General features: G+C 67.2%; 14 protein-coding genes, 1 tRNA gene and 1 pseudogene. 12 read left to right on the top strand and 4 right to left on the bottom strand.

Annotated features, from left to right (window positions below; translation table 11 throughout):
* The 7 genes and pseudogenes from ACXJKJ_RS23675 to ACXJKJ_RS23645 form a co-directional block, all read left to right on the top strand.
* Positions 1 to 135, top strand: a pseudogene (locus ACXJKJ_RS23675) (DNA-3-methyladenine glycosylase 2 family protein); the annotation flags it as partial.
* A 105-nt stretch (positions 136 to 240) separates the two neighbouring features.
* Positions 241 to 1,212, top strand: a complete 972-nt coding sequence (locus ACXJKJ_RS23670) for an acetyl-CoA carboxylase carboxyltransferase subunit alpha (RefSeq protein WP_056197740.1) — start codon at positions 241 to 243, stop codon at positions 1,210 to 1,212.
* Positions 1,181 to 2,485, top strand: coding sequence for a tRNA lysidine(34) synthetase TilS (gene tilS / locus ACXJKJ_RS23665; RefSeq protein ID WP_457392982.1), 1,305 nt, complete (start codon positions 1,181 to 1,183; stop codon positions 2,483 to 2,485). Before ACXJKJ_RS23670 ends, tilS begins: the two co-directional genes overlap by 32 nt.
* A 60-nt stretch (positions 2,486 to 2,545) precedes the next feature.
* Positions 2,546 to 3,826 (top strand): aspartate kinase, encoded by a 1,281-nt coding sequence (locus tag ACXJKJ_RS23660; RefSeq protein ID WP_457392979.1) that lies wholly within the window; start codon positions 2,546 to 2,548, stop codon positions 3,824 to 3,826.
* A 48-nt stretch (positions 3,827 to 3,874) separates the two neighbouring features.
* Positions 3,875 to 3,968: transfer RNA gene (locus ACXJKJ_RS23655), tRNA-Ser, on the top strand.
* Positions 3,969 to 4,133: 165 nt separating this feature from the next.
* The gene (locus ACXJKJ_RS23650; protein WP_457392976.1) at positions 4,134 to 5,132 is read left to right on the top strand and encodes a tripartite tricarboxylate transporter substrate binding protein; all 999 of its coding nucleotides are present in this window, start codon (positions 4,134 to 4,136) and stop codon (positions 5,130 to 5,132) included.
* The gene (locus tag ACXJKJ_RS23645; RefSeq protein WP_457392973.1) at positions 5,129 to 7,207 is read left to right on the top strand and encodes a diguanylate cyclase domain-containing protein; all 2,079 of its coding nucleotides are present in this window, start codon (positions 5,129 to 5,131) and stop codon (positions 7,205 to 7,207) included. The genes ACXJKJ_RS23650 and ACXJKJ_RS23645 overlap by 4 nt, the downstream gene beginning before the upstream one ends.
* Here the strand turns inward: ACXJKJ_RS23645 and fdhD are convergent.
* Positions 7,198 to 7,962 (bottom strand): formate dehydrogenase accessory sulfurtransferase FdhD, encoded by a 765-nt coding sequence (gene fdhD, locus ACXJKJ_RS23640; RefSeq protein ID WP_457324876.1) that lies wholly within the window; start codon positions 7,960 to 7,962, stop codon positions 7,198 to 7,200. The two genes, ACXJKJ_RS23645 and fdhD, sit on opposite strands and share 10 nt — an antisense overlap.
* A gap of 38 nt (positions 7,963 to 8,000) precedes the next feature.
* On the opposite strand from fdhD, the gene ACXJKJ_RS23635 reads away from it, so the two are divergent.
* The gene (locus tag ACXJKJ_RS23635; RefSeq protein ID WP_056197727.1) at positions 8,001 to 8,618 is read left to right on the top strand and encodes an FMN-binding negative transcriptional regulator; all 618 of its coding nucleotides are present in this window, start codon (positions 8,001 to 8,003) and stop codon (positions 8,616 to 8,618) included.
* Here ACXJKJ_RS23635 and ACXJKJ_RS23630 read toward each other — a convergent pair.
* Positions 8,615 to 9,430 carry a DUF72 domain-containing protein gene (locus tag ACXJKJ_RS23630; RefSeq protein ID WP_457392970.1) on the bottom strand — a complete coding sequence of 272 codons (816 nt, stop codon included), beginning with the start codon at positions 9,428 to 9,430 and terminating at the stop codon, positions 8,615 to 8,617. The genes ACXJKJ_RS23635 and ACXJKJ_RS23630 overlap by 4 nt on opposite strands.
* Positions 9,431 to 9,499: 69 nt before the next feature.
* Positions 9,500 to 11,176 carry a 4Fe-4S dicluster domain-containing protein gene (locus ACXJKJ_RS23625; RefSeq protein ID WP_457392967.1) on the bottom strand — a complete coding sequence of 559 codons (1,677 nt, stop codon included), beginning with the start codon at positions 11,174 to 11,176 and terminating at the stop codon, positions 9,500 to 9,502.
* Positions 11,177 to 11,308: 132 nt separating this feature from the next.
* Between ACXJKJ_RS23625 and ACXJKJ_RS23620 the strand changes: the two genes are divergently transcribed.
* The 3 genes from ACXJKJ_RS23620 to ACXJKJ_RS23610 are packed head-to-tail and all read left to right on the top strand — an operon-like array spanning position 11,309 to position 13,130.
* Positions 11,309 to 12,091, top strand: coding sequence for an SDR family oxidoreductase (locus ACXJKJ_RS23620; RefSeq protein WP_457392964.1), 783 nt, complete (start codon positions 11,309 to 11,311; stop codon positions 12,089 to 12,091).
* Complete coding sequence (locus ACXJKJ_RS23615) at positions 12,091 to 12,714, top strand: YceH family protein (protein ID WP_457392961.1); 624 nt, start codon at positions 12,091 to 12,093, stop codon at positions 12,712 to 12,714. Before ACXJKJ_RS23620 ends, ACXJKJ_RS23615 begins: the two co-directional genes overlap by 1 nt.
* Positions 12,711 to 13,130: an acyl-CoA thioesterase gene (locus ACXJKJ_RS23610; RefSeq protein WP_457392958.1), complete on the top strand. Its 420-nt coding sequence runs from the start codon at positions 12,711 to 12,713 to the stop codon at positions 13,128 to 13,130. Before ACXJKJ_RS23615 ends, ACXJKJ_RS23610 begins: the two co-directional genes overlap by 4 nt.
* On the opposite strand, the gene ACXJKJ_RS23605 is transcribed toward ACXJKJ_RS23610, so the two are convergent.
* On the bottom strand, positions 13,123 to 15,825 hold the full coding sequence (locus ACXJKJ_RS23605; RefSeq protein WP_457392956.1) for a TonB-dependent receptor: 2,703 nt from the start codon (positions 15,823 to 15,825) through the stop codon (positions 13,123 to 13,125). The two genes, ACXJKJ_RS23610 and ACXJKJ_RS23605, sit on opposite strands and share 8 nt — an antisense overlap.
* Positions 15,826 to 15,992: 167 nt before the next feature.
* On the opposite strand from ACXJKJ_RS23605, the gene ACXJKJ_RS23600 reads away from it, so the two are divergent.
* Positions 15,993 to 17,477, top strand: coding sequence for a cyanophycinase (locus tag ACXJKJ_RS23600; protein ID WP_457355266.1), 1,485 nt, complete (start codon positions 15,993 to 15,995; stop codon positions 17,475 to 17,477).
* The last annotated feature ends 111 nt before the right edge of the window (positions 17,478 to 17,588 follow it).

Raw genomic sequence — 17,588 nt, 5'->3', positions numbered from 1 at the left:
AGCCAGAATTACTTTTCGGGCGAACCTGTCTCCCGCGCCGAGGCGCGCGAAGTCGGCGACGCCTGGGCACCCTACCGTTCGGTAGCGGTTTGGTACATTTGGCGCAGCCTCGACCCGCTGCCTGTGGACTATTGAGGTCATTGTTCAACCACCCAGAGCGGGCCGCACGCCGGGACGCTCCAAAGCCGACAGACACCCGTCAAGGGATCAGCCGGCGTACTCACCGGACGAGGGGATCCATTGAGCAAAAAACATTTTCTGGAATTCGAGCAGCCCATCGCCGAGCTCGAGACCAAGATCGAAGAACTGCGCTATGTGCAGAGCGAGTCTGCGGTCGACATCTCCGAGGAGATCGATCGCCTCTCCAAGAAAAGCCAGCAGCTGACCAAGGAGGTCTACGCCAACGTCCTGCCCTGGCAGGTCTACCAGATCGCCCGCCACCCGCAGCGCCCGCAGACGCTGGACTACTGCTCGGAAGTCTTCACCGAGTTCCAGGAGCTGCACGGTGACCGGCACTTCGCCGACGACGCAGCCATCGTCGGCGGCATCGCGCGCTTCAACGGCCAGGCCTGCATGGTCATCGGCCACCAGCGCGGCAGCGACGCCAAGGAGCGCACGCTGCGCAACTTCGGCATGCCGCGCCCCGAGGGCTACCGCAAGGCGCTGCGCCTGCTGAAGCTGGCCGAGAAGTTCGGCCTGCCGGTCTTCACCTTCATCGACACCATGGGCGCCTATCCTGGCATCGGTGCCGAGGAGCGCAGCCAGAGCGAGGCCATCGGCCGCAACATCCTCGAGATGGCGCAGCTCGAAGTGCCCATCATCGCCACCGTCATCGGCGAGGGCGGCTCGGGTGGTGCGCTGGCCATCGGCGTGGCCGACCAGGTGCTGATGCTGCAGTTCGCGGCCTATTCCGTCATTTCGCCGGAGGGCTGCGCGTCCATCCTGTGGAAGAGCAGCGAACGCGCCTCCGAGGCGGCCGAGGCCCTGGGCATCACGGCTCACCGCCTGAAAGCGCTCGGCCTGATCGACAAGATCGTCAGCGAGCCGGTGGGTGGCGCGCACCGCGACGCCAAGCAGATGGCGTCCAACCTGAAGCGCGCGCTGAGCGACGCACTGCGCCAGGTCAGCGACCTCAAGACTCGTGAACTGGTGGACCGCCGCTACGAGCGCCTGCAGGCCTATGGCCGATTCGGCGACACCAAGAACAGGTGATGCGGTCGCCGTCGCCTTCAGCGGCGGCCTGGATTCCACGGCCCTGTTGCATGCGACCGCTCGCGCGGCGCAAGGCAGCAGGGTCGTTGCCCTTCATGTCCACCACKGCCTGCAGCCGCAGGCCGACGACTGGGTCGCGCATTGCGAGCGCGTGGCGCATGAGTTCGGAGCGGCCTATGTCTGCACGCGGCTGAGCGGATCGCCGGCGCGCGGCGACAGCGTGGAGGCCTGGGCTCATGCGGGCCGGCATCGCGCCCTGCACGACATGGCTGTTGCGGCGGGGGCCGACCTGCTGCTGCTGGCCCATCACCGACAGGACCAGGCCGAGACCTTCGTGCTGCAGGCTTTGCGCGGCGCCGGCACTGCGGGCCTTGCTGGCATGCCCAGGGCGCAATGGCGCGACGGCGTCTGCTGGGCACGGCCCTGGCTTGATCAGCCGCGCGACCTCATCCGCGCTTACGCCGAGCAGCATGGGCTCAGCTGGATAGAAGATCCGAGCAATGCCGATGCGCGCCATGCCCGCAACCGACTGCGCCAGACGCTGTGGCCGGCCTTTGCGGCGGCCGAAGCGGGCCTGGCCCAGTCGGCGCGCTGGGCGCAGCAGGCTGAGGAACTGGCTGCGGAAGTCGCGGCATCCGACCTTGCGGAGCTCGCGACCGCCGAGCGGCTGGATCTGGCCGCCGTGTTCCGCCTGTCGCCCGCCCGCGCAAGCAACGCGCTACGCGCCTGGCTGTCGCGGTACGCGAGCGTGCCGGCCAGCCTGGTCGAGCGCCTGCGGTCTGAATGGCATTCGGGCGCCACGCTGTCCTGGCCCGCGCCCGGTGGTGCCGTGCACGCCTATCGCGACGGCCTTTACTGGGCCGCCGAATCGGCCGCCCCGCCGCCTGCATCGATGCTGAACCTGAGTCGCCCCGGCCTGCATCCTCAGCCGGCCTGGCAGGGCGCATGGCTCGTCGAGCCGGCCTCGCCCGGCATCGCGGTGGGGCGACTCGCCCAACTGACCCAGCGCGCTCGCGCCGGCGGTGAGCAATTCCAACGGGCCCCGGCCTCCGTGCAGCGTGCCCTCAAGAAGGCCTGCCAGGAAGCCGGCCTGCCGCCGTGGCGGCGCGGCGGGCCTCTGCTTTTTGACGCGCAGCAGCGCCTCATTGCCGTCGCCGGGCTTGGCATGGACGCCCGTGCCTTCGCCGATCAAGATGAGCCGAAGCTGTCCTTGCGCTGGCTGGAGGACGCAGCCTTGCCGCAGAGCGAAGGCGAGGGCGGGACTGCCGCATAAAATCGGGGGTTTGCGAGCATCCGTCCCGGCAGCTCACTCTTCCAGCCTTCGCTCAAACACATGGCTCTGATCGTCCACAAGTACGGCGGCACCTCGATGGGGTCCACCGATCGCATCCGCAACGTGGCCAAGCGCGTCGCCAAATGGGTGCGCGCCGGCCACCAACTGGTGGTCGTGCCCTCGGCGATGAGCGGTGAAACCAACCGCCTGCTCGGTCTGGCCAAGGAGCTGTCGCCCACCAGCGTGACGCCAGCCGTGATGCGCGAGATGGACGCCATCGCCGCCACCGGCGAGCAGGTCTCCGTCGGCCTGCTGGCCATTGCGCTGCAGGCCGAAGGGCTGGAAGCGGTCAGCTATGCCGGCTGGCAGGTGCCGGTGGCCACCGACTCGTCCTTCACCAAGGCCCGCATCGAGAGCATCGACGATGTCCGCGTGCGTGCTGATCTGGCCGCTGGGAAGGTGGTTGTCATCACCGGCTTCCAGGGCATCGACCCGGAAGGCCACATCACGACGCTGGGCCGCGGTGGTTCCGACACGTCGGCCGTGGCGATTGCTGCGGCGATGAAGGCTGCCGAATGTCTGATCTACACSGACGTGGACGGCGTCTACACSACCGACCCGCGCGTGGTGCCCGAGGCGCGGCGCCTGAGCACCATCACGTTCGAGGAAATGCTGGAGATGGCCTCGCTCGGCTCCAAGATCCTGCAGATCCGCTCCGTGGAGTTCGCGGGCAAGTACCGCGTGCCGCTGCGCGTGCTGTCCAGCTTCACACCCTGGGACATCGACATCACTGAAGAGGCGGCCTCCGGCACGCTGATCACTTTCGAACAAGAGGATGACAACATGGAACAAGCCGTCGTTTCGGGCATTGCCTTCAACCGTGACGAGGCCAAGGTGACGCTGCTCGGCGTGCCCGACAAGCCCGGCATCGCCTTCCAGATCCTGGGACCCGTGGCCGAGGCCAACATCGACATCGACGTCATCATCCAGAACGTCTCCCACGACGGCAAGACCGACTTCTCCTTCACCGTGCACCGCAACGACTACGCGCGCACGATGGAGCTGCTGCAGAACACGGTCGGCCCGGCCACCAACGCCAGCAAGGTCGTGGGCGACCCCAAGATCTGCAAGGTCTCCATCGTTGGTATCGGCATGCGCTCGCATGTCGGCGTGGCCAGCAAGATGTTCCGTGCGCTGAGTGAAGAGGGCATCAACATCCAGATGATCTCGACCAGCGAGATCAAGACCAGCGTCGTCATCGACGAGAAGTACATGGAGCTGGCCGTGCGCGCATTGCACAAGGCCTTCGACCTCGATCAGGAAGCCGCTACCGCGGCCTGATTTCTGTCTGAGATTGCTCCGCACTGGTATAGAATGCGGGGCTGTGCTGGAGACGTGACCGAGTGGCCGAAGGTGCTCCCCTGCTAAGGGAGTATTTGCGCTAAAACGCGAATCGAGGGTTCGAATCCCTCCGTCTCCTCCAAACACATCAAAGCCCGTCCTCGTGACGGGCTTTGTCTTTTCGGCGTTCCAACAGGCGCTTTTGGGCGATTCGTCACGAATTGATCGTTTTGAGTCCAAATTTGCCAAATCTCCCGTTTATTCGGTTATTTATGATCGGCACGTGGCGGTCAAGACAATAAATCGGGTGAGGCAGGGCTGCGCTACCCTGCTGGTGCTTGCCGGGGCGTTGCTGGCCGCTGCGGCCGCGCGCGCCGTGCAGCCCATCACTCATGCTCTGCCGGTGTCGCCGACCACCGTCCGGCTTTTCGTGCCCGTCATGGCCGGCGGTGAGGCCGACGGCTCGGCGCGCAATTTCGTCCAGAGCGCGGCACGCGTTGGCGGCGTGGGCTTCGAGATCGTCCATCTGACGGCTGAATCGGGCGCCGCAGCGGGGCGGGCTGTCAGGCAAGCCGCGCCCGATGGCCTGACGCTGTTGCTGGCCCGGGTGGGCAGCATTGCCATCCTGCCGGCGCTGTCGCCGCGCACGGCCGCGCCATTGAGTGACTTCACGGTGTTGGCCGTGCTCGACCAGGCGCCGCTCATCTGCGCCGTTCGCAGCGGCACGCCCATTGTGTCCATGCGCGAGTTGCTGGCAGCCATCGCCACGACGCCAGGGCAGCTGCGCTACAGCACGGGCGGTGCCGGCACCCTGCAAAACCTGGCCGTGCGCTATCTGCTGGCACTGAACGGCCTGCCCGCGGACGCGGCCAAGCCTCTGCATTTCGGCCAGGACTCGCTGGCCACCCAGGCCCTGCTCAACGGCGAGGTGGATTTCAGCTGCAACAGCGCGCGCAGCATCGTGCCGGCAGTGCAATCGGGCGCGCTCCGCGGCTTGATGACGACCGCCCACGGGCGGCTGAGGTCGCTGCCACAGCTGCAGAACGCCGCCGAGCTCGGCCTGCGCGATATGCAGCAATTGCAGGGCTGGTCGGCCCTGCTCGGGCCGGCGGGCATGCCGGTCGAGGCCGTTCTGCGCTGGCGCGCACTGCTCGACAAGGTCGCCGCCGATCCGGAATGGCAGGCCGGCACCGAAGCGCTGAGCGCGTCGGCGCGCATCCACGCAGTCAAGGACCCGACGCAGTACTTGCGCCAGCAGGGGCAGTTCTACGAGCGCCTCGTGACGACGCTGGAGGCCCGGCCATGAGCCTGGGCAGTCCGTCGCGCCGTCGACTCTGGCCCTGGATCGTGGACGCGGCGCTGGTCGTGCTCATCTTGGTGATGGGCCTGGCAGGCAGCGTGGGCGCCTACCGCTCGCTGGCGCTGAAGGCTGCGGGCCAGCAGCGCGAGCTGTTGAACGCGATGGGGCAGAGCGTCGTCGGCGCCTTTGATCTGCAATTGGTGAGGGTGGTGGAGACGCTGCAGGCGGCCAGCCGGATGTTGTCGGCCCAACCGGGGCTGACGCGCGCTCAATTCGCGCGCTATGGCGCCGGCCTGGTCACCGAATCCTCGGCCCTGACCTTGCTGGAGTGGCAGCCCGTCGTGCCGCATGCGCAGCTGGCTGAGTTCGAGAGGCAGGCGAATCTGGAGCAACCGGGCTATCGCGTCGTCGAGCCGGCGCCGCAATACCAGGGCGATGGGCTCATCGCCGCGCGCGAGCGCGACATGCATGTGCCGGTGCGCTATTCCTGGCCCGAGAACGGCTCCGCCGTTGGTGTGGACATGGCCTTCGACCCGCGCCGCATGCGCTCCAAGCTGCTCGCCCGCGATGCCGGCGTGCCCATCGCGTCCGAGACATTTCCGTTGATCCGGCTTGGCCAGCAGGCGGCCGCCATCAGCGGCTTCGCGGTGTCCGCGCCGGTCTACCGGATCACGCAGCCGGCGGGCGTCGAGGCGCGTCGCCGCGAGCTGACGGGCTTCCTGGCCGGCGTCATCGAGCTGCCGACGCTGATGGCCGAGGCGGCGCTGCGGGCCGACGCCAATGGCCTGGATGTCTTCGTCTTCGACCAGGAGGAGAAGCACCGGCTCATCTATTCATCGGCCGGCAGTGAACCCTTCCAGTCCGACGAGCGCGACACGGCGCTGAGCATCGACGTGGGCGGGCGCCCCTGGCAACTGGTGCTCAGGCCCCGGCCCGGCGTGCTGGCTGGGGAAGGTGACAGGACACCGCTACTGGTCCTGGCCACAGGCAGCCTGGCAAGCCTGCTCGTCGCGTTGGCGGTGGCGCGCAGCCTCGTCGTCAGGCGCCGCCTGGAGCGGACCGAGGCCGACCTGGCCGAGGATCGCCAGCGCATGGCCAATGTGCTGGACGGCACGGCGGCCGGCACCTGGGACTGGCATATCGACACCGGCCGGCTCGACATCAACGAGCGTTGGGCCCGGATGCTGGGCCGCAGCCGCGCCGAACTCGAACCTGTGACGAGCACGACCTGGGAAAGACTCTGCCATCCCGGCGACCTCATCGAGTCCAACCTGGCGATGAAGCGCCATTTCAGCGGTGCGGACGAGCGCTACACCGCCGAGTTCCGCATGCGCCATGCCGATGGCCACTGGGTCTGGGTGCAGAGCAACGGCAGCGTCTTCGAGCGTGACGCCCAGGGGCGCCCGCTGCGATTGGCCGGCACGCACATGGACATCTCCCGCCGCAAGGCTGACGAGCAGCGGCTGTATGACGATGCCCGCGCCCTGGAGGCGGCAAACCGCCAGTTGCGCGACCTGGCCATCGTCGACGCCCTGACCGGCGCCTTCAACCGGCGTCATTTCAATGATGTCTGCCTGGCCGCCCTGGCCGGCGCCCAGCGCGGCCAGGCCGTGGCCTTGTGCATGCTCGACGTGGATCATTTCAAGGCCTACAACGACCGCTACGGCCACCAGGCCGGCGATGCCGTCCTCAAGGCCCTGGCGCAGACGCTCAAGGACTCCCTCAAGCGCTCGACCGATGCGCTGTTCCGCCTGGGCGGCGAGGAGTTCGGCGTGATCTTCTCGGCCACGTCGGCCGAGACGGCCGAGCATTTCGTCAGCCAGCTCAGCGCTGCCCTGCACGCCCTGGCTCTGCCTCACGAGGGCAGCCCTCAGCGCGTTGTGACCGCCAGCTTCGGCCTGGCCTGGTGGGCCGCGCCGAGCTCCAACCTGACGCCGGAGGCCATGTACGCCGCGGCCGACGACGCCTTGTACGAAGCCAAGCGCTGCGGCCGCGATCAGATCGTCATTCGCTGCTTCCTGGCCGGCGAAGGCGAAACCCGAACGTCAGAGCCGATGGCGCTGAGCGACCGTCAGGCGTAGCGCGTCGCGCGGCCCTCGCGCACGAAGGCCCAGAGCTCCAGCCCCAGGCCGCGCGCCGTCGCAATGGCCAGACTGCTGGGGGCCGACATGCAGGCCAGCAAGCCGACGCCGGCCATCGCCGTCTTGTGCACGAGCTCGAAGCTGGCCCGGCTGGACATCAGCACGAAGCCTTCACGCGGATCGGTATCGCGACGGGCGAGGGCGCCGGTCAGCTTGTCGAGTGCGTTATGGCGGCCGATATCCTCGCGCACCAGCAGCAGTTCACCGCTGGGCAGGCACCACGCCGCACCGTGCAGACCACCGCAGCGCGCATTCAGCACCTGCGCGGCGGGCAGGGCGGCCAGGGCCCGGTCCAGCGCCTGCGGGGCCAGCGTTGGCGCGCTGACGGCGGCGGGTTGCAGCGCGCCAAGCAGGGCCAGGCTTTCGACGCCGCACAGGCCGCAGCCGGTGCGGCCTGCCAGGGTGCGCCGGCGCACCTTCAGGCGCTGCTCGCAGGCGGCGGTCACCGTCAGGGCCAGTTCGATGCCTTCGGGCCGGGTCTCGATCTCGACGTCCAGCAGTTCGCGCCGCGACGTGAACCAACCTTCCGCGAGGCCGAAGCCGAGGGCGAAGTCCTCCAGATCGGCCGGCGTGGCCAGCATGACGGCCTGCGAGATGTCGTTGACCGTCAGCGCCACGGGCACCTCGGCGGCGACCTCTTCGTCAGTCGCCGTATTCAGGGGTTTCAATGTCCGCAGCGCGGCCTCGGTTTGCATGGCGGCGATGATAGAAGCCTCGTTTTGCTGGAGCCACCGTGTACCTGCCCGCCCATTTCAAGTCTGCCGACCTCGACCATGCATTGCGCCTGATCGCCGAGCATCCGCTGGCCTTGCTGATCGGGCCGGATGCGCAGGGCGAGAGCTTCGGCAGCCATCTGCCGCTGGTCGTCGTGCCGCAGCAGGACGGCCTTGTGCTGGAAGGCCATATGGCACGCGCCAATCCGCACTGGGGTTGGCTGTCACAGCAGAAGAGCCTGCTGGCCGTCTTCAGCGGCCCGAGCGCCTACATCAGCCCGAGCCACTATGACGCGGTGCAGAACGTGCCGACCTGGAACTATGCGGCCCTGCATGCCTATGGCGACATCGAGTTGATCGACGGCCAGGTCGACAAGGATGGGCTGCTGAAGCGGCTGATCGGCCGCTTCGAGCCCGAGTACGCCGAGCAGTGGCGTGGCCTCAACGAGGACTACCAGCGCAAGCTGCTGGGTGCCATCGTCGGCTTTCGCATCCGCGTGACGCGCTGGGAACTCAAGCTCAAGATGAGCCAGAACCGCGCGGCGGTGGAACGCCAGCGCATTCGCGAGGCGCTCGCGGCCTCCGAGCGGGCCGAAGAACGCGCTACGGCTGAATGGATGACGCGATTGGAGGCCTAGACAGGGACCTCTTCGCCCAGCGCCCGGCGCAGCGCCATCGCGGCATGCGGCGCCCGCTCCTTGGCACCGCTGATGAAGTAGACGAAGACATCGCGCGGCGCCGTGCTCGCCGTGGGTACGGGTGCGATGCGCGGCACGCCCTCGGGCTCGCCGCCCTCGCTCCAGATGCGCGCCGACCCGGCCAGTTGCGGGAAGACCTCGGGCTTGCAGCCCAGCGCCTCTTCCGAGTGCGTGCGCATGATGCGCGTGTAGACGAAGTCGCCCGTCGGCTCGGCAATCGGCGGGTAGTCGTCGGACTCGGTGAACACCGTCGCGGCCTTGTACTGGCGGGCCAGCGCGAGGTATTCGGGGCACTGGAAGCTGGCATGGCGCACGTCCAGTGCATGGCGCAGCTTCAGGCCATCGACTTGAGCAGGCAGCAGTTCCAGGAAGGCCGTCAGATCGCCAGCGTCGAAGCGGTGCGTCGGCGCCAACTGCCAGACGATGGGGCCGAGCTTGTCGCCGAGTTCGGCGATGCCGCTGTCGATGAAGCGCTTGATGGAGTCCGCCCCGTCGGCCAGCACGCGGCGCTGGGTCGCGAAGCGGATGGCCTTGAGCGAGAACATGAAGCCGGCGGGTGCCGTATCGCGCCACTTGGCGAAGGTGGCGGGCTTCTGCGCGCCGTAGTAGGTGCTGTTGATCTCGATGGCCGTGAGGCGTTGGCTCGCATATTCCAGCTCACGGGCCTGCGGCCAGCCCTTGGGATAGAAGTTGTCGCGCCAGGGCTCGAAATTCCAGCCGCCGATACCGACCCTGATGGTTCCGTTGCTCACGCCGACTCCTGGCTGATGGCTGTATGAAAAAACAGTCTATCGGCCAGGGTGCTTGCATTGCAAGAGGGCTTACATGCCCGCGTAGTTCGGCCCGCCGCCGCCCTCGGGCGTGACCCAGACGATGTTCTGCGTCGGGTCCTTGATGTCGCAGGTCTTGCAGTGCACGCAGTTCTGCGCGTTGATCTGCAGCCGCTCGCCGCCGCCGGCCTCATTGGGCACGAACTCGTAGACGCCTGCCGGGCAGTAGCGGCTCTCGGGGCCTGCGTACTTGGCGAGGTTGACCTGCACCGGCACCGAGTTGTTCTTCAGCGTCAGGTGGGCGGGCTGGTTTTCCTCGTGGTTGGTGTTGGAGATGAACACCGATGAGAGGCGGTCGAAGGTCAGCTTGCCATCGGGCTTGGGGTAGCTGATGGGCTTGCATTCGGCGGCCGGGCGCAGCGACTGGTGATCGCCCTTGTGGTTGTGCAGCGTCCAAGGTGGGTTGTTGATGCCGAGCTTGGGCAGCAGCCACTGCTCGATGCCCGTCATCAGCTGGCCGGTCGTCTTGCCCTTCTTGAACCAGAGCTTGAAGTTGCGCGTCTGCTGCAGTTCCTCGTTCAGCCAGCTCTTCTCGAAGGCTTCGGGGTACGCGGCGAGCTCGTCCTGGGCGCGGCCGGCGTCCAGCGCGGGTGCCAACGCCTCGGCGGCCAGCATGCCGCTCTTGATGGCTGCGTGGCTGCCCTTGATGCGCGCGGCATTCAGGTAGCCGGCATCGCAGCCGATCAGGCAGCCGCCCGGGAACACCGTCTTGGGCAGGGCCTGCGGCGTGCCGTTGTTGATGGCGCGGGCGCCATAGCCGATGCGCTTGCCGCCTTCGATGTGGGCGCGGATGGCCGGATGGGCCTTCCAGCGCTGCATCTCTTCAAACGGGCTCATGAAGGGGTTGTCGTAGTCCAGGCCGATGACGAAGCCCAGCGTGACCTTGTTGTTTTCCAGGTGGTAGAGGAAGCCGCCGCCGAAGGTGTCGCCCTCCATCGGCCAGCCGGCCGTGTGCACGACCTTGCCGGGTTGGGCCTTGTCCGCCGGAACCTCCCACAGCTCCTTCACGCCGATGGCGTAGGTCTGCGTGTCCTTGCCTTCGGTCAACTTGAACTTCTCAAGCAGTTGCTTGCCCAGATGGCCGCGCGCGCCTTCGGCAAACACCGTGTACTTGCCGAGCAGTTCCATGCCGAGCTGGAAGTGGTCGGTCGGCTCGCCGTCCTTGCCCAGGCCCATATTGCCGGTGGCCACGCCCTTCACACGGCCCTGTTCGTCGTACAGCACCTCGGCGGCGGCGAAGCCCGGGAAGATCTCGATGCCCAGGCCTTCCGCCTGCTGCGCCATCCACTTGACGACGTCGGACAGGCTGATGACGTAGCAGCCGTGGTTGTGGAAATTGCGAGGCACGAGCCAGTCGGGCGTGCGCTGGCTGCCCGTCTCGGACAGAAACAGCACGTCGTCGCCGGACACGGCCTGGTTCAGCGGCGCGCCGAGTTCCTTCCAGTTCGGGAACAGCTCCTCCATCGCACGCGGGTCCATCACGGCGCCCGACAGGATGTGGGCGCCAGGCTCAGAGCCCTTCTCCAGCACGACGATGTTGGCATCGGGCTTGAGCTGCTTCAGGCGGATGGCCGTGGCCAGGCCGGCCGGGCCGCCACCGACGATGACCACGTCGTATTCCATGGACTCGCGAGGGCCGAACTGGGCGAGGATCTCTTCGGACGTCATGCAGGTTCTCCGTCAGCTTTTGAATTGCGCGCGATTCTAGAGAGGCTGGATTGCGAATCGAACGATCGTGCTTTTTTAGGTTGGGCGGTCTAGACCGGTAGGATGGACGCAACCCACTCGGAAGGCAGTCCCATGAGTTACTCCATCAATCTCGAAGGCCGCGTGGCCTTGATCACCGGTGCGTCCAGCGGCCTGGGCGCGCAATTCGCCAGGACCCTGTCCCAGGCCGGTGCCTGCGTCGTGCTGGCGGGCCGGCGAGTCGAGCGGCTGAAGGACCTGCGCGCCGAAATCGAGGGCAATGGCGGTGACGCCCATGTGGTGCAGCTGGACGTGACCGACGTGGCCAGCATCAAGAGCGCGGTGGCCCACGCCGAGACCGAAGTCGGCACGCTGGACATCCTGATCAACAACTCCGGCGTGTCCACGACGCAGCGCCTCACCGACGTCACCGAGAACGACTACGACTACGTGATGGACACCAACACGCGCGGCGCCTTTTTCGTCGCGCAGGAGGTGGGCAAGCGCATGCTGGCCCGCGCGCGCGGCTCGGCGCCGGGCACCTTCATCGGTGGGCGCATCGTCAACGTCGCGTCCATGGCCGGCCTGCGTGTGCTGGGCCAGATTGGCGTCTATGCGATGAGCAAGGCCGCGGTCATCCACATGACGCGAGCGATGGCGCTGGAGTGGGGCCGCTACGGCATCAACGTGAACGCCATCTGCCCGGGCTATATCRACACCGAGATCAACCACCACCACTGGGGCACCGAGCAGGGCAAGAAGCTGGTCGACATGCTGCCCAGGAAGCGCGTCGGCCAGCCGAAGGATCTGGATACGTCACTGCTGATGTTGTGCGCCACCGAAAGCCATTTCATCAACGGTGCAGTGATCCAGGCCGACGACGGCTTCGGAGTTTGATGTTGAAGCGAGACCTGACCCCGCTGGAGGCCCGCGTCCTCGCCGTTCTTGTCGAGAAGGAAAGCACCGTACCGGACAGCTATCCGCTGTCGGCCAACGCGCTGACTGCCGGCTGCAACCAGAAGACCGCGCGCGACCCGGTGATGGACGTCAGCGAAGCCGAGGTGCTGGCCACCGTGGAAGAGCTGAAGGCGCTGCACCTCGTCAATACGGTCAGCGGTAGCCGCGTCGTGCGCTATGAGCACAACTTCGCGCGCGGCATGGGCGTGCCGGGTGCAGCGATGGCGCTGCTGACCCAGCTGATGCTGCGCGGCCCGCAGACGGCGGCCGAACTGCGCCAGAACACCGAGAGGCTGCACCGCTTTGCCGATGTGTCGTCGGTGGAGGGCTTTCTGGAGGAGCTGTCTGAGCGCGAGCAGCCGATGGCCGTCAAGCTACCCCGGGCACCGGGTGCCCGTGAGGCACGCTGGGCCCACTTGCTGTGCGGCCCGGTCGCGTCCGTAGAGCAAGCGGCGGCCTTCGCTCAACCGCGCGATGAAGAGATCGCCTTGCTGCGCGCCGAGGTCGCCGCGCTGCGCAGCCTCGTCAACCGCATCGCCGCTGACCTCGGCATCACGCCGTGAGGTATCTCGTCCCTGTCGACAAGAAGCTCACCTATGAGGTGCGCATTCCCATGCGCTGGGGCGACATGGATGCGATGGGCCACATCAACAACACGCTGTATTTCCGCTACCTGGAGATCGCGCGTGTGGACTGGCTGACGCAGATCGGCGCCGCGCCCAATCCGGGCGGGCAGGGGCCGGTCATCGTCAACGCCTTCTGCAACTTCTATCGCCAGCTTAAATGCCCGGGCGAGGTGCTGGCCAGGCACTACGTCAGCGACGCGGGCCGCACCAGCTTCGAGACCTGGATCACGCTGGAGCGCGCCGACGAACCCGGCGTCATCCGCGCCGAGGGCGGCGCGACGACGCTGTGGTTCGACGCCCAGACCGACAAGGCCATTGCCCTGCCGGACTGGGTGAGAAACCTCGTCACCTGAAGGCGTACTTCAAGCTGGCGTAGATGTAGCGCCCGCGCGAGTCGGTGTAGCTCGGGTCGTAGCCGGACAGGAAGAACCAGGCCTGCTGCGAGAACGGCGGCGCCTTGTTGAGCATGTTCTGCACGCCGACGCGCAGGGTGGTCGACTTGCTGGCCTCCCAGCCGGCCGACATGTTCCACAGCGAATAGGCCGACACCTTGCGGTCGGGCTTGCCGATGATGTGCTGGTCGTTGTAGCCCTGCAGATAGCTGTTGGACAACGTCATAGACACGGGGCCAGTTTCCCAATCCAGGCTGACCGTGTGGCGCCAGCGCTGCACGACGCCGTCGTTGATGAAGACGCCCAGGTTGCTGACAAAGGGGTCGCCGTCGCCGGTCTGCTGCTGCGACTTCAGCGTCAGCGTGCCGTTGATGCGCAGGCCGAACTGCCCGAAGCCGGTCTTCAGGCCGCTCAGGTTCACGCCAAGGTCCAGGCCGGAGATGCGCTGCTTGCCGCGGTTCTCCTTGAAGAGGTCGACGGCCTCGATGGCGTCGTCTTCATCGCGGTGGACCAGGCTGCCGTACTTGGCCAGGTTGCCCAGGATGACGTCCACGCCCAGCGTGCTGATCAGGTTGGTCTTCTCGATGTTCCAGTAGTCGGCATTGAGGCTGACACCGCGCCGGGGTTCGAAGACGATGCCCAGCGAATACTGGCGCGACTTCTCGGGCTTGAGCTTGGCATTGCTGAAGTTGCGCGTGACCCAGATGTCCGAGCAGTCGGTGGGCGTATTGGTGGGGTCGGCTGCCAGGCAGACCGGGTCCACCAGCGTGGCCGAATTGCCTTCGGTGACGGGGCGGTACAGGTCCGACAGGCTGGGCGCGCGGAAGCCCTTGCCGATGGAGGCGCGCAGCAGCAGCTCCGGCATCGGCACGTATTTCAGGCCCAGCTTGGGGCTGGCTGCGCCGCCGCTGACCTGGTAGTGCTCATAGCGCAGCGCGGCCGACAGCTCCAGCTGCTTGGTGATGGGCGCGCTGAGCTCGCCGAACACGGCACCGACCTTGCGCGACTTGCCGAAGTCGGAGTCGGGGCCTTGCGTGGTCTCGCCGAGGATGAGGTCCTGCTTGAGCGCGTCGGACTGGTGGTAGTTCTGCTTCTCGCGCCGGTACTCGCCGCCGATGGCCACGGCCAGGTCGCCGCCCGCCAGCTTCGTCAGCGCCTTGGAGGCCTTGAAGTCCAGGCTGTCCATGTTGCCGGTGGCGTGGCGCACCTCGCCGCGGATCTGCGACTTCTCATACAGCGCCAGGCCGGCGGCGCTGGAGGGGCCAAAGGCATTCAGCGTGCCGTTCGCGAAGCCGTCCAGGATCATCTGCTCGTTCAGGTAGCCCTGGAAGTCCCGGTCGGAGACCTTGCTGGTGCTGTGGTTCAGTGCCCACTCATAGTCCCAGCCGCTCACCAGGCCGGTCATGCCGGCCACGACCCGCTGGGTGGTCGACACCAGCTCACTGGTGCGCAGGCCGGCTTCGGACAGGCGGGTGCGCACGGTGATGATGCGTTCCTCGTCGTCGGCGTCCAGGCTGTTCAGCGCGCTGCCTGCAAAGGCCGGCACGCGCGAAACGTCCATGTCGGCGTCCACGCGGTTGGGCGTGCCGGTGTAGAGGGTGCGAGCCCTTGCCAGCGACACCTCGGCAAAGGCCTGGTGGCCGCCACCGAGGTTGAAGATGCCGCGGCCGAAGATGCTGCTTTTCTTCGACTTCGGATACAGCTCGATATCGCGCATGTAGTCAAAGGTGCAACCGTCCGCGCCACCAATGCCGTCAGGCAGGTAGAGGCTGGCGGGCGGGTTGCAGCCCGCGGCGGCGGCCGGGTTGACGGTCTTGGAGTCGATGACCGTGCTGCCGTTGCTGCTGTAGCCCTCGCCGATCAGCGTGTCGCGCTGGTAGTTGGACAGCCGGATATTGCCGGGGAAGCTCGCGCTGGACAGCAGGTCTGGCAGCCGGCCCGGGATGTCCAGGTCCTTGATGAACTGGCGCTTGGAGGCGTTCAGGCTGCTGGTCTTCTGCACGTCCAGTACACCGAAGACATTGAAGCCGTCGCGACCGAAGTCGCCGAAGCCACCGGCCACGGTCGCCGAGCGCTTGGCCGCGCCGTGGCCTTCGGTGGTGCTGCCGGCCAATGCGTTGATTTCGATGCCGGAGAAGTCCTTGCGGGTGATGAWGTTGAYSACGCCGSCGATGGCGTCCGAGCCGTACAGYGMCGAGGCGCCGTCGAGCAGGATCTCGACGCGCTGGATGGCGGCGGCCGGGATGCTGTTCAGGTCCACGCCGGCCGCGTCGCCGGGCGAGGCGAAGTTGGCCACGCGCCGGCCGTTCAGCAGCACGAGGGTGGACGACACGCCCAGGCCGCGCAGGTTGGCGGCGTTGAAGCCCATCTGGTCCCGGAAGCCGCCATAGGCCACGCTGCCGCCGTCGGTCAGGTTGTTGGCGCTGGCGCTGATGCGGGCGATCAGCTCGGCGGCCGTCGTCACGCCGGCCTTGTCGATTTCGCCCCGCGTGATGACCTGCACCGGCAGCGCTGTCTCGCCCTCGATGCGCTTGATCGCCGTGCCGGTGATCTCGACGCGCTCCAGCGTCGACTGGGCCTGGGCAGCGCAGCTCAGCGCAAGCAGGGCCGCTGCAGCAGCAGTGACGGCAATGCGGGAAGGGCAGGGGGTTTTCATGGGCGGCTCTCCGTGGTTCGGGCGAGTCTAGGCACGGCGGCGCTAGCTGCCGGGCTCCAAGCCGGCGATTCGTCTCGTGCGCGCCACGCCCTCGTCGTTCGAATTAGGGGCGAACGGTCATCGGCGCTCTGTCATCATGCGCGGTCTGACCAAGGAGGGGTGTGGGCATGAGGGCATGGATCTGGGCCGGTGTGGCGGCAATGGCGGCAGCCATGGGCGTACAGGCGGCTCCGCCGGCGACGGCACCGGCGGCGAGCGCGCCGCAAGGCTTCAGGCTGCTGCGTCCGTCGGCGCCGGCCTCGGCATCGGCACCACGCGCTGCGGCACCGGCGCCCGCCAAGGCCGCGTCGGCCGTTCAAGCCGGTCCGGCACAGGCCTCAGGGGCGCTGCAGCCGCTGCCCGAGTCCGAGCCCGCCATCCGCGGCTATGCCGTGCCTATCGGCGGCGCGCTGAAGGCCGACAACGAAGAGGTCTGGCAACGCATCGTTCAACTGGCCGGCGGCAAGGGCGCGCGCTTCGTCGTTTTCGGCACAGCCAGTGAGGATCCCGAGGCCAGCGCCAAGCAGATCGTGGATCTGCTGCAGCGCCGAGGCGCCGTGGCCGAGGCCTTGCCGGTGGCRCCCAAGTTCCTGTGGGTGGACCTGAGCAAGGTCGTGCGCGACCCGGCCCTGATCGCCAAGGTCAAGGCCGCCAAGGGCATTTTCTTCACGGGCGGCGTGCAGGAGCGCATCGTCGATGTGCTGCAGCCCGGTGGCCAGAGCACGCCCATGCTGGAGGCGATCTGGGACGTCTACCGCAAGGGCGGCGTCATCGCCGGCACTTCCGCCGGTGCGGCCATCATGAGCACCGTGATGTTCCGTGACCCGCCCAGCAACATCAACATCCTCAAGGGCCGCTTTTCGGATGGCAAGCAGATCGACCGTGGGCTGGGCTTCGTCGGCCCTCATCTGTTCGTCGACCAGCATTTCCTCAAGCGCGGCCGCTTCGGCCGCATGATCCCGCTGATGATGGCCAAGGGCTACAAGCTCGGCCTGGGCGTGGACGAGAACACCGCCGCCATCATCCGCGGTGACGAGATCGAGGTCATCGGCGACCGCGGCTGTCTGGTCGTGGACCTCACCGAGGCCAAGAGCGATCCCTCGCTGGGCGCTTTCAACGTGCAGGGCGCCCGCCTGTCCTACCTCGAGCACGGCGACCGCTACCACCTGCGCGCGCGCTCGGCGACGCCGTCGGCGCCCAAGCTGCGCGGCGAGTTGCACGACGCCGAGTCGCCCAACTTCAAGCCGAGCTACATCGACGATGTCTTCCACCTCGACATGATGGGCGACTCGACCATCTCCAACGCGATGACACGCCTCATCGACAGCGTGCGCAAGGAGGTCAAGGGCCTGGCCTTCGACGTGCTGCCGCGCACCAACGACCCGCTGGCCGAGCTCGGCTTCCTGTTCCGCCTCTACAAGGGCTCGGACTCGCTGGGTTGGAGCACCGAGGAATTCGGCGGCGAACAGTTCACGGTCACCAACCTCTACCTCGACATCAGCCCCGTGCGCCTGCCGATGCCGCTGTATGGCGGCTGGTCAGGGCCGCCCAAGCCTGCGGCCAGCCTGCCCGCCACGAGCGTTCCCGCAGCGTCGGCGCCCTCGGGCCAGTGAATCGGCAGCCGGTTGCAGCGCTTGGTCACAAGCGTTGCTTTTCCTCGGGCCTGACCCGCTGTTGGATTGCGCGGGAGCCTGCCAAGATGTCGGGCTCGTGAACTGCGCCAG

It is taken from the genome of Roseateles sp. P5_E1 (assembly GCF_054049335.1).
Note: the sequence above shows the minus strand (reverse complement) of the source record. Positions and strands in the feature narration are given on the sequence as shown.